The organism is Delftia sp. NA_296.1, from assembly GCF_052692095.1.
The window spans coordinates 66,792-79,179 of the sequence record NZ_JBQZGF010000004.1 but is presented as its reverse complement, the minus strand read 5'-3'; the positions used below and the strand labels follow the sequence as shown (position 1 = coordinate 79,179).

The following is a 12,388-nucleotide window of genomic DNA, read 5'->3' as shown; positions in this document are numbered from 1 at the left end:
GCTGCTTCATCCGGCAGCGCGTAGTGAGGCAAGGATGGGTACTTGGTCCGGTATGCCGTTCGCGGCATACCGGATTTTTTTCGTCCGAACCGGTGCTTTCGCCTGCTGCGGACATGCTGCGGCGCACCACCGGACAGGTCACGAAAAAATCACGCGCGGTGGAAACTGTCCTACCCGCATGCCATGGGCAGGCGCCTAGGCTGGTGCCTCGGCCTGCCGGTGCGAGTCTTGCGAGGCTCGCTTGCCGTTTGCAGGCGTCAGTCACCATTGGCTGTCCGCCCCTTGGCGACCGCGCCCTGCTGCAAGCCGGGATGCGGCATTCACCATGCTGCGGCGGGCGGCGCACAACGCGAGGCCCCCACCATGCTGTCTGCCCACGATTCGACCGTGTCTTCCTCTGCCCTGGCATCGCGCGCCCAGCGCGTGCCGCTGCCTTTGCCTTCGGCGCCGCGTGCGCCAGCCGAAGGCGGCAGGCGCGAGGCGGCCCCGGAATGGGCGGACCACGCACTGCGCGCGACCCGCGCCGAACTGCAGCACGGGCTGATGCAGCCCCAGGCCCAGGTCTCTCCCAAATACCTCTACGACGCGCGCGGCTGCGACCTGTTCGAGCAGATCACGCGGCTGCCCGAGTACTACCCCACGCGCACCGAGGCCGCCATCCTGGCCGACTCTGGCGCCGCCATGGCCGAGGCCCTGCGCGGCAGCGAGGTGCTGATCGAGCTGGGCGCCGGCAATTGCGAGAAGGTGCGCGCCCTGTGCCGCAGCCTGCGGCCACGGCATTTCGTGGGCGTGGACATTGCGGGCGCGTTCCTGCGCCAGTCCGTGCGGCGGCTGGCCGAGGAATTTCCGCAGCTGCAGGCCCATGCCGTCACGGCCGACATCACCGAGCCGCTGACCCTGCCGCCCCATATCCCGCAGGCCGGGCGACTGCTATTCTATCCGGGCTCGTCCATCGGCAATTTCGACCCGGTGCAGGCCCAGCGCATGCTGGGCCAGATGCGTGCCATGGTCAACGACGACGGCGGCCTGCTGATCGGCATAGACCTGCCCAAGTCCACGCAATGGCTGGAGCCCGCCTATGACGATGCACAGGGCGTGACGGCGCGCTTCAACCTGAACCTGCTCAGCCACGTCAACAGCCTGCTGGGCAGCGACTTCAACCCGGACGACTGGGAGCATGTGGCCTTCTTCAACGCCGAGCATTCGCGCATCGAGATGCACCTGCGCGCGCGCCGCCCGCTGATCGTGGGCTGGCCGCAGGGGCTGCGGCATTTCTCGGCCGGCGAGACCATCCACACCGAGAACAGCTACAAGTACCCGCTGCCCGAATTCCTGGGCATGCTGGCCTGCGCGGGCTTCGGGCCCTGCCAGGTCTGGACGGATGAGCGCCAGTGGTTTGCCGTGATCCATGCCCATGCGTGAAATGCCCGCCGTCTTCCGCTGGGTGCAGCGCTACGAGGCCGTGCGCCAGAGCACCGTGCTGCTGGCCGCGCCCCTGTCGGCCGAGGATGCATGCGTGCAGTCCATGCCAGACGCCAGCCCGGCCAAATGGCATCTGGCGCATACCACCTGGTTCTTCGAGACCTTTGTGCTGGCCGAGCACGCGCCCGGCGTGCCGCCCTTCGATGCCGACTTTCGCGTGCTGTTCAACTCCTACTACCAGCAGGTGGGCGAGCGGCATCCGCGTGCGCAGCGAGGGCTGCTGACGCGCCCCTCGCTGGCGCGGGTGCTGGCCTACCGCGAGGCCGTGGACCAGCGCATGCTGCAGATGTTCGAGGACTGGGGCACGCAGCCGCCTGCACGGATGGCCGCGCTGCTGGAGCTGGGCCTGCAGCATGAGCAGCAGCACCAGGAGCTGCTGCTGACCGACATCAAGCACCTGCTGTCCTGCCACCCGCTGTGGCCTGCGTACCGGGCGCAGGAAGAGGGCGTGCCTGCGCCGCAAGAGCCCGATGGATTGCCCCCGCCGCTGCAGTGGCTGACCGTGCCGCGCGGCATGCATGCCGTGGGCCATGCGGGCGAGGGCTTTGCCTTCGACAACGAGCGCCCGCGCCACGAGGTGTTCCTGCAGGGCTGCGAGATGGCGCAGCGGCCCGTAAGCAATGCCGAGTTCCTGCGCTTCGTCAAGGATGGCGGCTATGCCCAGCCGCAGTGGTGGCTGGCCGAAGGCTGGGACTGGCGCTGCGCGCAGAAGCTGGAGCACCCGTGGTACTGGCGGCGCCAGGCCGGCGGCGTGATGGACGGCATGTGGCAGGAATTCAGCCTGCATGGCGCGCTGGCGCTGGACGGGCGCAGGCCCGTCTGCCACCTCTCGTACTTCGAGGCCGATGCCTATGCGCGCTGGGCCGGTGCGCGCCTGCCCACCGAGGCGGAATGGGAGGCGGCCCTTGCCGCGCAGATGGCGCAGCGCCCGCAGCACGGCGAGCCGCCCGGCCCCGTGCACCCGTGCGCCATGCAGCCCGGCAGCCATGCGCTGGGCGAGGTCTGGGAGTGGACCCAGTCGGCCTACACCGCCTACCCGGGCTTTGTGGTGGCCGAGGGCGCGGTGGGTGAATACAACGGCAAGTTCATGGTCAACCAGTACGTGCTGCGTGGCGGCTCCTGCCTCACGCCGCCCGGCCATGCGCGCGCCAGCTACCGCAATTTCTTCCCCACCCAGGCGCGCTGGCAGATGACCGGCCTGCGGCTGGCAAGGGATCTGGCCTGAGCCTGCCCGTGCCGCGTTGCCTGGCATTGCATCGCGCGCCGGCGCATGCAGTAGCATCGTCGGCCTCAATGATCCGAGGGAGTTCCATGTTGTTGCGTTCGCTTGTTCTTGCCATGCCGCTGTCCCTGGTCCTTGCCGGCTGCGCCACTGCGCCGCCCCAGGCACCGGCGCCCAGCCAGCCACAGGACCAGCCCCGGCCCGAGGTGCCTGCCAAGGCCCCGGCCGATGCGCCGCACGCCGAACCCGAGGTCGCCAACCTCACGCCCCTGCCCAGCCTGCTGCTGATCGGCGAAGACGCTGCCGGCCGCTACTACTCCATGGTGGCCAAGGCCACGTTCACCATCGAGGCCGATGGCCGCCTGAGCCTGGCCGACCAGGGCGGTGGCCACGGCGGCGAGCCCATGGCGCCCCAGGCCGACATGCAGGACCAGAGCATGTCCACCGAATGCAAGCCCTATGGCGCCGTCGCCAACCAGCGCACCACCTGGTTCCCGTACACGGGCGTGTTCGTGCGGGGCGGCACGCTGGTTGGCGCCAGGGCCGACGGTGCGGACATGGCCGCCAAGGCGCTCACCGAGCATGAAGGTGCCCAGATGCTCTACACCGGCAAGGATGCTGATGCCACCGAGTACTACTACGCGCCCTGCGTAGGTGCGCAGCGTGTATCCACGGGCTGGCGGCTGGACCGCTACCTGCCCGACGGCGGGCAACTGCGCGTGCGCGCCGATGCGCGCGGCGGCAAGGGCCAGACACTGGAGCTGAAGATTCCCAAGCCCTTTGCGCCCTTCGTGCTGGTGCGCTACCAGTCGGGCGCCATGATTCCCGTGCCCATGCGCGCCGTGCTGGCCACGGTGGACCTGGCCGAGCGCCGCGTGGTGATGCAGTACCAGGGCACCTATGCCGTGGAGCCTGCCATCCGCAAGATGGAGCTGCGCCTCATCGTGCCCGGCAGCCGCCCGTCCGAAGGCGAGACCGCCGCGCGCCACGCCGAACGCACCCAGGCCCAGTTGCGCGACCTGGCCCGCTGCGCCCCGCCCAAGGGCCATGCCATCGAGCCCTGCGCCAACCCGCAGCGCACGCCCGATCCGCTGATCTTCTACTCCTCGCAGCAAGTGCGAGAGCGCGCCAAGCGGCGCTGACAGGCCAGGGCCTGCCTGCAAGGGCCGGGCCGCCGCGCAGTCCGGCCAGCCCTTGCGCGGGAATCAGACCTTGGCCAGCGCCTGCTCCAGGTCGGCCAGCAGGTCGCTGATGTGCTCGATGCCCACGGACAGGCGCACCATGCCTTCGGTCACGCCGGCCTTGGCAAGCTCCTCTGCGTCGAGCTGGCGGTGCGTGGTCGATGCCGGGTGCGTGGCCAGGGACTTGGCGTCGCCGATGTTGACCAGGCGCGTGAACAGCTGCAGCGCATCCAGGAAGCGCGCACCGGCGGCGCGCGTGTCGCTGTCGCCGCTGCCGTTCTTGAGGCTGAAGGAGAGGATGCCCGAGGCGCGGCCGCCCAGCTGCTTCTTCACCAGGGCGTGGTCGGGGTGGTCCTGCAGGCCGGCGTAGCGCACCCATTCGATCTTGGGATGCTTTTGCAGCGTCTCGGCGATCTTCTGGGTGTTCTCGCAGATGCGGTCCATGCGCAGGGCCAGCGTCTCGATGCCCTGCAGGATGAGGAAGGCGTTGTGCGGCGACAGTGCGGCGCCGGTGTTGCGCAGCGGCACCACGCGCACGCGGCCGATGTAGGCGGCCTCGCCCAGGGCCTCGGTGTAGACCACGCCGTGGTAGCTGACATCGGGCTCGTTCAGGCGCTTGAAGCGTGTCTTGTGCTCGGCCCAGGGGAACTTGCCGCTGTCCACGACGGCGCCGCCCACGCTGTTGCCGTGGCCGCCCAGGTACTTGGTCAGCGAGTGCACGACGATGTCGGCGCCGTGCTCGATGGGGCGCAGCAGATAGGGGCTGGGCACCGTGTTGTCCACGATCAGCGGCACGCCATGGGCATGGGCCACGTCGGCCAGCGCGCGGATGTCGGTGACATTGCCCAGCGGGTTGCCGATGGACTCGATGAAGATGGCCTTGGTCTTCTCATCGATGTGCTGGGCAAAGCTGGCCGGGTCGCGCGGATCGGCAAAGCGCACGGTGATGCCCTGCTGCGGGAAGGTGTGGGCGAACAGGTTGTAGGTGCCGCCGTAGAGCGTGCTGGCCGAGACGATGTTGTCGCCGGCCTCGGCAATCGCCTGGATGGCATAGGTGATGGCGGCCATGCCCGAGGCCACGGCCACGGCGGCAATGCCGCCTTCCAGCGCCGCGACGCGCTTTTCCAGCACGTCGGTGGTGGGGTTCATGATGCGCGTGTAGATGTTGCCGGCCACCTTGAGGTCGAACAGGTCGGCGCCATGCTGGGCACTGTCGAAGGCGTAGGCCACGGTCTGGTAGATGGGCACGGCGGCCGACTTGGTGGTGGGGTCGGGCGAGTAGCCGGCGTGGACGGCCAGGGTTTCGATGCGCATGGAAGATTGCCTTTCTGGTGACGGCTTACGCAAGAAGGGCACGGGCGGGCCATTTGCCATGGGGAGCGGCGCGTTCCCGCATCCTGTTTGCGTAAGTCCTGAGGTTTTACTAGCGGAGGACGGTTGGCATTGTGGCGTGCCGGCCTCCGGTGCCCAACGATGCGTTGGTTACGAACATATACGCCGCAGCCCGGTTGCTCCTCTGCCACGCGCAGATATGCCCGGCCTGCCATCGCCAGAATCGTGAGTGAATGTGTATTTTTGTTAACGACGTGTTGTAACGTGACCTGATCGCTAGACTCCATCAGGGAGTTGATGGTGACGTTGACAGCAAGACATCTTCTGGCGCTGGCGGTGCCCCTGTGCACCTTGCTGCTGGCCGGCTGTTTCTATGTCTGCTGGCGGCATCTGCGTGCCCGGCGCGAGTTGCGCAGCATGTCCTTCGCCTTCACCGGCTTCAGCCTGGCGCTGCTGCTGCAGATCCTGGAGCGGCCCGCGGCCGTTCCGGTCAATGCATTGACGACGGCCGCGCTGCAACTGTGCGCGGCCTGGTTCATCACCGAGGCCATGGCCATACGCCAGGGCGTGCGCCCGGACGCACCGCTGGCGGCCGGCTTTGGCGGCGCGGTGCTGGTGGTGCTGGGCTACTACGCCTGGGCCGTGCCCGATGCCCAGGCACGCCAGCATGTGCTCAATTTCGGCCTGGGCCTGCAGCTGGCCCTGCCGCTGTGGCGGCTGCCACGCAGGCATCCCTGCACAGGCTGGGACCGGCTGCTGCTGTGGGTGTTCGTGGTCTTTGCGCTGAGCTTTTTCGTCCGCACGCTGTGGGTGACGCCGCGTGCTGCTTCGGTATCGGCCAGCGCAGCCGGGGAATGGCTGGGCATTTCTTCCTCGTGGATGGCGCTGCAGCTGAGCCTGCTGGTGTTCGGCCTGCTGTTTGCCATGCTCTTCCTGGCCGCAGCGGTGCGCGACACCGTGCAGGAGCTGCACGAGGAGCGCGACCGCGATCCGCTGACCGGGCTGCTGAACCGGCGCGCCTTCAAGGAGGCCGTGCAGCGCCGGCTGGCCGAGCAGCCGCAGCTGTCGGCCGCCGTACTGGTGTGCGACCTGGACCATTTCAAGCGGGTCAACGACGGCTGGGGCCACGCGGCGGGCGACGAGGTGCTGCAGCGCTTTGCGCGCCTGCTGCTGCGCAGCACACGCCAGCAGGACCTGGTTGCACGCTTTGGCGGGGAGGAGTTCGTGGCCCTGCTGCCGCACGCCGACCCGCTGGCCGCGCAATGGATCACCCGGCGCATCCAGACCCAGCTGCGCCTGATGGGCTTCAGCGCGCTGCCCGACGACATACGCATCACGGCCAGCTTTGGCGTGGCCTGGATGGCCCAGGGCCAGACGCTGGAGCAGGCGCTGGCGCGTGCCGACGCCATGCTCTACGAGGCCAAGCGCGCAGGCCGCGACCGGGTGCGGCTGGTGCCGCAAGAGGAAGAGGCCTAGCCAGGGCTTGGCTTGCCCGGTGTGACCGGCGCCTGCAGCAGGCGTGGGGTGCGGGAAGGGCGTGGCGATGAGCGTGGGGCGCTGGACTCGCGCGGTGCATGTGGCTCATGCGGCTCGTGCGGCTTGTGCGACACATGCTGCTCGTGCGACACATGCGGCTCGCGCGGTGCGTCCTGCTCGCGTGGCGCGTGGGGCCTGCGTGGTCCCCGCGGGCCGCTGGAGCTGCCGGGGCCGCGGGGTTCAGGCGCAGGCCTGCCGGACCTGGCGGGCGGCTGGGCCACGGCCGGCTGGCGCTGTTCCCAGGCGGGCAGGGCGGCATGCACCATGGCGGCGCCGTGGGCGTCGTTGGCCGCGTAGTGGCGCTGGGCCAGGCTCAGCTGCGGTGCAGCCCAGTTGGAGGTGGAGATCTTCTTGGACTTGTGGAAGTTCTGCCCCAGCACCAGGGCCACGGCCGCGCGCACGCCCACCGAGCTGGCATAGCCGTGGCGCTTGAACACGCGGTCCAGGTCGATCACGTTGTGCAGCGCAACGCCCAGGCGCGCGGGCAGCGCGCTGCGGTCATGGTCCAGGCCGAAACCGGCCTTGCAGATGGACTCGCTGGCCAGCACGTCGGCCGCAAGCGCGCGTGCCTGCGCATGGTGCAACTGCAGCAGCCAGGCCTGGTCGCAGGTGGCCAACTGCACCACATGGGGGCCGGTGTCGGTCTGGTGGGCGTGGAACAGCGGCTTGCTCTCGGTATCGAAACCGAGCACGGGAGCCGCCATCAGCGCGGCGCGTGCGGCCGCGAATTCGGCGTCGGTGGCGGGCACGTGGATGCAGCGTTCCGGCAGGGCGGCAAAAGGCGGCAGCAGGCGGCTGTCATCCTTGCTGGGAGCGTGCAGGCGGGGCATGGGAAAAGAGGGGGAAGCCGAGGCAAGCCGTCAAGTATGCCTGCACTTGCATGCCCCTCAGGCACCGGGTTTTTATCCCCGGTGCGTGTGGACGGAGTTGTGGAAAACTCCGGGTGTAACTTGCCGAATCCGCGCCCTGCAAGGCTTTCCACGGAATGCCTAAAAAATCAGCGCAGTGGCGAAAGGGCGTCGAATAAGGGTATTTGCGGATGGCTGCGCCGGACTCCGATGCAGGGTCCGGCGGCTGTTTCAAAAGGTGTCTAAAGGCCTTGATCGTTGAATACCGGCACCCGCTTTTCCAGGCCGGCGCGCACGGCCTCGGCCTGGTTGGAGCTGCCCAGCAGGGCCTGCTGCTCCTGCGCCTCGGCCAGCAGGATGTCTGCGGGAGAAGCGGTTTCGCTGAGCTGCATCAGGCGCTTGGATGCGCGTATGGCGTGCGGGCTGCTGGCCGCGATCTGGCGGGCCAGGTGGCGCGCTTCCTCCAGCGGCGCAGCGCTCACGCGCGTGGCCAGGCCCAGGGCCACGGCCTCGGGGCCGGGCACGATGCGGCCGGTGTAGACCAGCTCGCGCAGCACATCGCCGCGCACCAGCGGCGCGGCCAGCGCGCAGCCGGCCATGTCGGGCACCAGTCCCCACTTGATTTCCATGATGGACAGCCGCGCATCATCGGCCACCAGGCGGATGTCCGCACCCAGGGCCAGCTGCAGGCCGCCGCCGTAGGCCACGCCGTGCACGGCGGCGATCACGGGCACGGGCAGTTCGCGCCAGCCCCAGCAGATCTGCTGGAAGCGGTTGGCCATGCCGTGCGTGCGCGCGGCCAGGTCCGTCATGTCCGCCGTCTGCTGGCCGTCGGCAATGCCGGCCATGCTGCCCATGTCCAGGCCCGCGCAGAAGGCGCGCCCTTCGCCATGCAGCACCACGGCGCGCAACCCGGGCGTGTCCCGCAGCCGCGCCAATGCGTCGATCAGGGCGTCGAACATGGCGGGGTCCAGCGCATTCATCTTGTCGGGCCGGGCCAGGGTCACCTCGGCCACGCCGTGGTCCACCGATATGCGCACGCGTTCTTGGCTCATGGCTTGTCTCCTTGTGTCTATGCGGTTCTTTGCTGGCGGTCGGCCGCGTTGCGCGATTCGATGGCGCTGCGCGCATTCGCCCAGTCCTGGTCGCTCCAGCTGGCCAGCCCGGCGAAGTTGCCGCCCGTCGCCTGGTATTGTCCGCCGTCTATGGCGATGGTCTGTCCCGTCAGGTACTCGGCCTGGCGGCTCATGAGGAAGACGGCCAGGTTGGCCAGCTCGGGCATGCGGCCGTTGCGGCCCATGGGGTTGTCGGCGCGTACATGCTCGCCGCCCTGCGGGTTCAGCCGCGCGCTCATGCCTTCGGTGGGGAACAGGCCCGGCGCGATGGCGTTGAAGCGTATGCCCCGGTTGCCCCATTCCACGGCCAGCGACTGCGTCATGGCATGCACGCCCGACTTGGCCATGGCCGAGGGCACGGTGAAGGCCGAGCCGTTCCAGACCCAGGTGGTGAGGATGGACAGCACGCTGGCCTTGCGGCCCTCGGCCAGCCAGCGGCGGCCGCACTCCAGCGTGAGGTTGAAGCTGCCGCGCATGACGATGTTGGCCACGGCGTCGAAGGCGCGCATGGACAGGTCCTCGGTGCGGCTGACGAAGTTGCCGGCCGCGTTGTTGACCAGACCCGTGAGCGCGCCGCCATCGGCCCAGATGGCCTCGATCATCTGCTCCACGGCCTCGGGCTGGCGCACGTCGCAGGCATGGCCCGTGGCCCGGCCGCCGTGCTGCTGCATCAGCTCCTGCGCTGTCTGCTCGACCACGGCGCCGCGCCGGCCGCACAGGTGGATGTCGGCGCCCATCATGAGAAAGGCCTCGGCCATGACACGGCCCAGGCCGGTGCCGCCGCCAGTGACGAGGATGCGTTCGCCCTTGAGCAGGCCGGGCTTGTAGATGAGGTCGTCGAGGGTCATGGCTGCTGTCTCCTGTGCTGCCGGGGAAGGGATAGGGGGTGACTGAGGCAGCGCTTGGCGCCGCCAGGGGATCAGAGCGTCAGAGCGCGCGCGAGATCACTTCCTTCATGATTTCGCTGGTGCCGCCGTAGATGCGCTGCACGCGCGCATCGGCGTACATGCGGGTGACCATGTATTCGTTCATGTAGCCGTAGCCGCCATGCAGTTGCACGAGTTCGTCGAGCACGCGGCCCTGCGCTTCCGAGCCCCACAGCTTGGCCATGGAGGCCGTGGCCGTGTCCAGCGTGCCGGCCACCAGCTGCTCCACGCAGCGGTCGATGAAGGCGCGGCCCACGGTGAGGGTGGTGGCCACCTCGGCGAGCTTGAACCGGGTGTTCTGCATGTCGGCAATGGCCTGGCCGAAGGCGCGGCGCTCGCGCACATAGGCCAGCGTGGCCTCGTAGGCGCCTTCCATGCAGGCCAGTGCGGCCAGGCCGATGATCAGCCGCTCGTAGGGCAGGTCGCCCATGAGCTGGTAGAAGCCCTGGCCTTCGCGCCCGCCCAGCAGCGCGTCCTGCGGCACGGTCACGTCGTCGAAGAAAAGCTCCGAGGTGTCCTGGGCCTTCATGCCCATCTTGTCGAGCACGCGGCCCACGCGAAAGCCCGCGCAGTCCCGGGTCTCCACGATGAGGATGGAGGTGCCGCGCGCGCCCTGGGCCGGGTCGGTCTTGCAGACCACGAGGATCAGGCCGGCCAGCAGGCCGTTGGTGATGAAGGTCTTGCTGCCGTTGATGCGGTAGCGGCCATCCCTGAGTTCTGCGCGCGTGCGCACGCCCTGCAGGTCCGAGCCCGCGCCGGGCTCGGTCATGGCGATGGCGCCCACCAGCTCGCCGCGCGCCATGGCGGGCAGGTACTTGCGCTTTTGCGCCTCGGTGCCGTGGTTGAGCAGGTAGTGGGCCACGATGGAATGCACGGAGTTGCTCATGCCCGAGAGGGCGCGGCGCGCCATCTCCTCGTGGATCACGGCCTCGTGGCGGAAGTCGCCGCCGCCGCCGCCGTAGTCCTCGGGGATGTCGGTGCACAGCAGGCCCAGCTCGCCGGCGCGGCGCCAGATGGCGTGGCCCACGTTGCCGCGCTGGCGTGCGGCCTCGTCCTGGGGCTGCATTTCGGTTTCCAGAAAGCGCACGGCGGTGGCGCGCAGGCTTTCCAGCTCGGGGGTGCTCCAGGAGCGTGTCAGTTGCAGTGGCATGGCTTGGACCGGTGGATTGAGGGGTTCAGTTGATGCGGCGTTCGCGGCCCTGCCAGTAGGGTTCGCGCAGCTGGAATTTCTGCAGCTTGCCGGCGGCCGACAGCGGCAGCTCGGCGCGGAACTCCACCGAGCGCGGGCACTTGTAGCCCGCGATGCGTTCGCGGCAGTGGGCGATGACCTTGGCCTCGGTCAGCGGCTGGCCCTCGCGCGCGACGATCACGGCGTGCACGCGCTCGCCCCAGCGTTCGTCAGGCACGCCGATGACGGCGCACATGGCGACCTGGGGCAGCTGGGCGATGGCGTTCTCGACCTCGGCCGAGTACACGTTCTCGCCGCCGCTGACGATCATGTCCTTGAGCCGGTCCACGACGAAGAGGTAGCCGTCGGCATCCAGCCGGCCCATGTCGCCCGTGTGCATCCAGCCGTCCTTGAGCGCGGCGGCCGTCTCGGCGGGCCTGTTCCAGTAGCCCTGCATGACCATGGGGCCGCGCGCCGTGATCTCGCCCACCTCGCCGGGCGGCAGCTCGCGGCCCTCGCCATCGACGATGCGCACCTCGGCAATGGTCACGGGCCGGCCGGCCGCGCGCAGCAGGCGCTCACGCTGCGGGCCGGGGCGGTGCTCGGCCGGGCCCATGGACACGATGGTGGGCGACAGCTCGGTCATGCCGTAGGCCTGGGCGAAGTCGGCGCCGGGCAGCGCCTGCATGGCGCGCTCCAGCAGGCTGGCGTCGATGGGCGCCGCGCCATAGAGCATGAGGCGCAGGCTGGACAGGTCGAACTCGGCCAGGCGCGGATGCTCGATCAGCCGGCGGATCATGGTGGGCACCAGGAACAGCTCGTTCACGCCGTGCTGCTGGATGCCGTCCAGGATGGCCAGCTCGTCGAAGGCCGGCACGATGACCTGGGGCACCAGGCGCTGGGCCATGAGCAGGGCCAGGCCGCAGCCGGCCACATGGAACATGGGCGTGACCACCATGCCCACCTTCACATGCTGGCGCGGCACGTTGCTGGCATTGGACAGGGCGTTGATGAACAGGTTGTCGTGGCTGAGCATCACCCCCTTGGGCCGGCCCGTGGTGCCGCCTGTGTACATGACGGCAGCCAGATCGTTGCCGCTGCGCAGCGCGTCGGCGCAGGGCGTGGCGGCGGCCAGCAATTGCTCGTAGTGCAGCGCGCCTTCGGGCGCGGCGCCCGTGCCGCAGAACACCACGGTGCGCAGGCTGGAGGACAGCTCGCGCAGCCGGGGCACCAGGGGCGCGAAGGCATCGTCCACGAAGAGCACGCGCGTGTCGCAGTCGTCCAGCGAGTAGGCCACCTCGTGCGCGCTCCAGCGGATGTTGACGGGGTTGACCGCGGCGCCTGCCCACCAGCAGCCATAGAAGTATTCAAGGTAGCGGATGGAGTTCAGGCCCATCATGCCGACGCGGTCGCCGGGCGCCACGTCCAGCGCCCGCAGCAGGCCGGCACAGCGCTCGATGCGCTGCGCAAGCTGCGACCAGCTGGCCTGCTCTTCGCCGCAGATGGCCGCCGTGGCACAGGCCTTTTCTCGGCGGCCCTTGTGGATGGCCTGGGTGAGATACATGGGCATGGGGTTTC

General features: G+C 69.2%; 10 protein-coding genes. 4 read left to right on the top strand and 6 right to left on the bottom strand.

What is annotated here, in order from left to right; genetic code table 11:
• Window positions 1-363 precede the first annotated feature (363 nt).
• The 3 genes from egtD (at window position 364) to ACUTR7_RS11345 (ending at window position 3,846) form a co-directional block, all read left to right on the top strand.
• Window positions 364-1,422, top strand: coding sequence for an L-histidine N(alpha)-methyltransferase (gene egtD, locus ACUTR7_RS11355; protein ID WP_099752369.1), 1,059 nt, complete (start codon window positions 364-366; stop codon window positions 1,420-1,422).
• Complete coding sequence (gene egtB, locus ACUTR7_RS11350; RefSeq protein WP_445608880.1) at window positions 1,409-2,707, top strand: ergothioneine biosynthesis protein EgtB; 1,299 nt, start codon at window positions 1,409-1,411, stop codon at window positions 2,705-2,707. Before egtD ends, egtB begins: the two co-directional genes overlap by 14 nt.
• A gap of 86 nt (window positions 2,708-2,793) precedes the next feature.
• Window positions 2,794-3,846, top strand: a complete 1,053-nt coding sequence (locus tag ACUTR7_RS11345) for a hypothetical protein (protein ID WP_445608879.1) — start codon at window positions 2,794-2,796, stop codon at window positions 3,844-3,846.
• Window positions 3,847-3,909: 63 nt separating this feature from the next.
• Here ACUTR7_RS11345 and ACUTR7_RS11340 read toward each other — a convergent pair whose 3' ends face one another.
• A complete protein-coding gene (locus ACUTR7_RS11340) occupies window positions 3,910-5,199 on the bottom strand; it encodes an O-acetylhomoserine aminocarboxypropyltransferase/cysteine synthase family protein (RefSeq protein WP_034395982.1) in 1,290 nt (429 codons plus the stop codon).
• Window positions 5,200-5,514: 315 nt separating this feature from the next.
• Between ACUTR7_RS11340 and ACUTR7_RS11335 the strand changes: the two genes are divergently transcribed.
• Window positions 5,515-6,693 (top strand): GGDEF domain-containing protein, encoded by a 1,179-nt coding sequence (locus ACUTR7_RS11335; RefSeq protein ID WP_013801535.1) that lies wholly within the window; start codon window positions 5,515-5,517, stop codon window positions 6,691-6,693.
• On the opposite strand, the gene ACUTR7_RS11330 is transcribed toward ACUTR7_RS11335, so the two are convergent.
• From ACUTR7_RS11330 to ACUTR7_RS11310, 5 genes are all read right to left on the bottom strand, one after another.
• The gene (locus tag ACUTR7_RS11330) at window positions 6,690-7,583 is read right to left on the bottom strand and encodes a 3'-5' exonuclease (protein ID WP_230355077.1); all 894 of its coding nucleotides are present in this window, start codon (window positions 7,581-7,583) and stop codon (window positions 6,690-6,692) included. The two genes, ACUTR7_RS11335 and ACUTR7_RS11330, sit on opposite strands and share 4 nt — an antisense overlap.
• A gap of 260 nt (window positions 7,584-7,843) precedes the next feature.
• On the bottom strand, window positions 7,844-8,656 hold the full coding sequence (locus ACUTR7_RS11325; RefSeq protein WP_013801537.1) for a crotonase/enoyl-CoA hydratase family protein: 813 nt from the start codon (window positions 8,654-8,656) through the stop codon (window positions 7,844-7,846).
• Window positions 8,657-8,673: 17 nt separating this feature from the next.
• Window positions 8,674-9,564 carry an SDR family oxidoreductase gene (locus ACUTR7_RS11320; RefSeq protein WP_097201733.1) on the bottom strand — a complete coding sequence of 297 codons (891 nt, stop codon included), beginning with the start codon at window positions 9,562-9,564 and terminating at the stop codon, window positions 8,674-8,676.
• Window positions 9,565-9,643: 79 nt separating this feature from the next.
• Entirely contained in the window at window positions 9,644-10,792 is a 1,149-nt protein-coding gene (locus tag ACUTR7_RS11315) for an acyl-CoA dehydrogenase family protein (RefSeq protein ID WP_047218395.1), read from the bottom strand.
• A 25-nt stretch (window positions 10,793-10,817) separates the two neighbouring features.
• A complete protein-coding gene (locus ACUTR7_RS11310) occupies window positions 10,818-12,380 on the bottom strand; it encodes a long-chain-fatty-acid--CoA ligase (RefSeq protein WP_445608878.1) in 1,563 nt (520 codons plus the stop codon).
• Window positions 12,381-12,388: the final 8 nt, after the last annotated feature.

Bases quoted from the DNA above. Each gene is read 5' to 3' on its own strand.
- egtD (WP_099752369.1), top strand. From the start codon at position 364: ATGCTGTCTGCCCACGATTCGACCGTGTCTTCCTCTGCCCTGGCATCG.
- egtB (WP_445608880.1), top strand. From the start codon at position 1,409: ATGCCCATGCGTGAAATGCCCGCCGTCTTCCGCTGGGTGCAGCGCTAC.
- ACUTR7_RS11345 (WP_445608879.1), top strand. From the start codon at position 2,794: ATGTTGTTGCGTTCGCTTGTTCTTGCCATGCCGCTGTCCCTGGTCCTT.
- ACUTR7_RS11340 (WP_034395982.1), bottom strand. From the start codon at position 5,199: ATGCGCATCGAAACCCTGGCCGTCCACGCCGGCTACTCGCCCGACCCC.
- ACUTR7_RS11335 (WP_013801535.1), top strand. From the start codon at position 5,515: ATGGTGACGTTGACAGCAAGACATCTTCTGGCGCTGGCGGTGCCCCTG.
- ACUTR7_RS11330 (WP_230355077.1), bottom strand. From the start codon at position 7,583: ATGCCCCGCCTGCACGCTCCCAGCAAGGATGACAGCCGCCTGCTGCCG.
- ACUTR7_RS11325 (WP_013801537.1), bottom strand. From the start codon at position 8,656: ATGAGCCAAGAACGCGTGCGCATATCGGTGGACCACGGCGTGGCCGAG.
- ACUTR7_RS11320 (WP_097201733.1), bottom strand. From the start codon at position 9,564: ATGACCCTCGACGACCTCATCTACAAGCCCGGCCTGCTCAAGGGCGAA.
- ACUTR7_RS11315 (WP_047218395.1), bottom strand. From the start codon at position 10,792: ATGCCACTGCAACTGACACGCTCCTGGAGCACCCCCGAGCTGGAAAGC.
- ACUTR7_RS11310 (WP_445608878.1), bottom strand. From the start codon at position 12,380: ATGCCCATGTATCTCACCCAGGCCATCCACAAGGGCCGCCGAGAAAAG.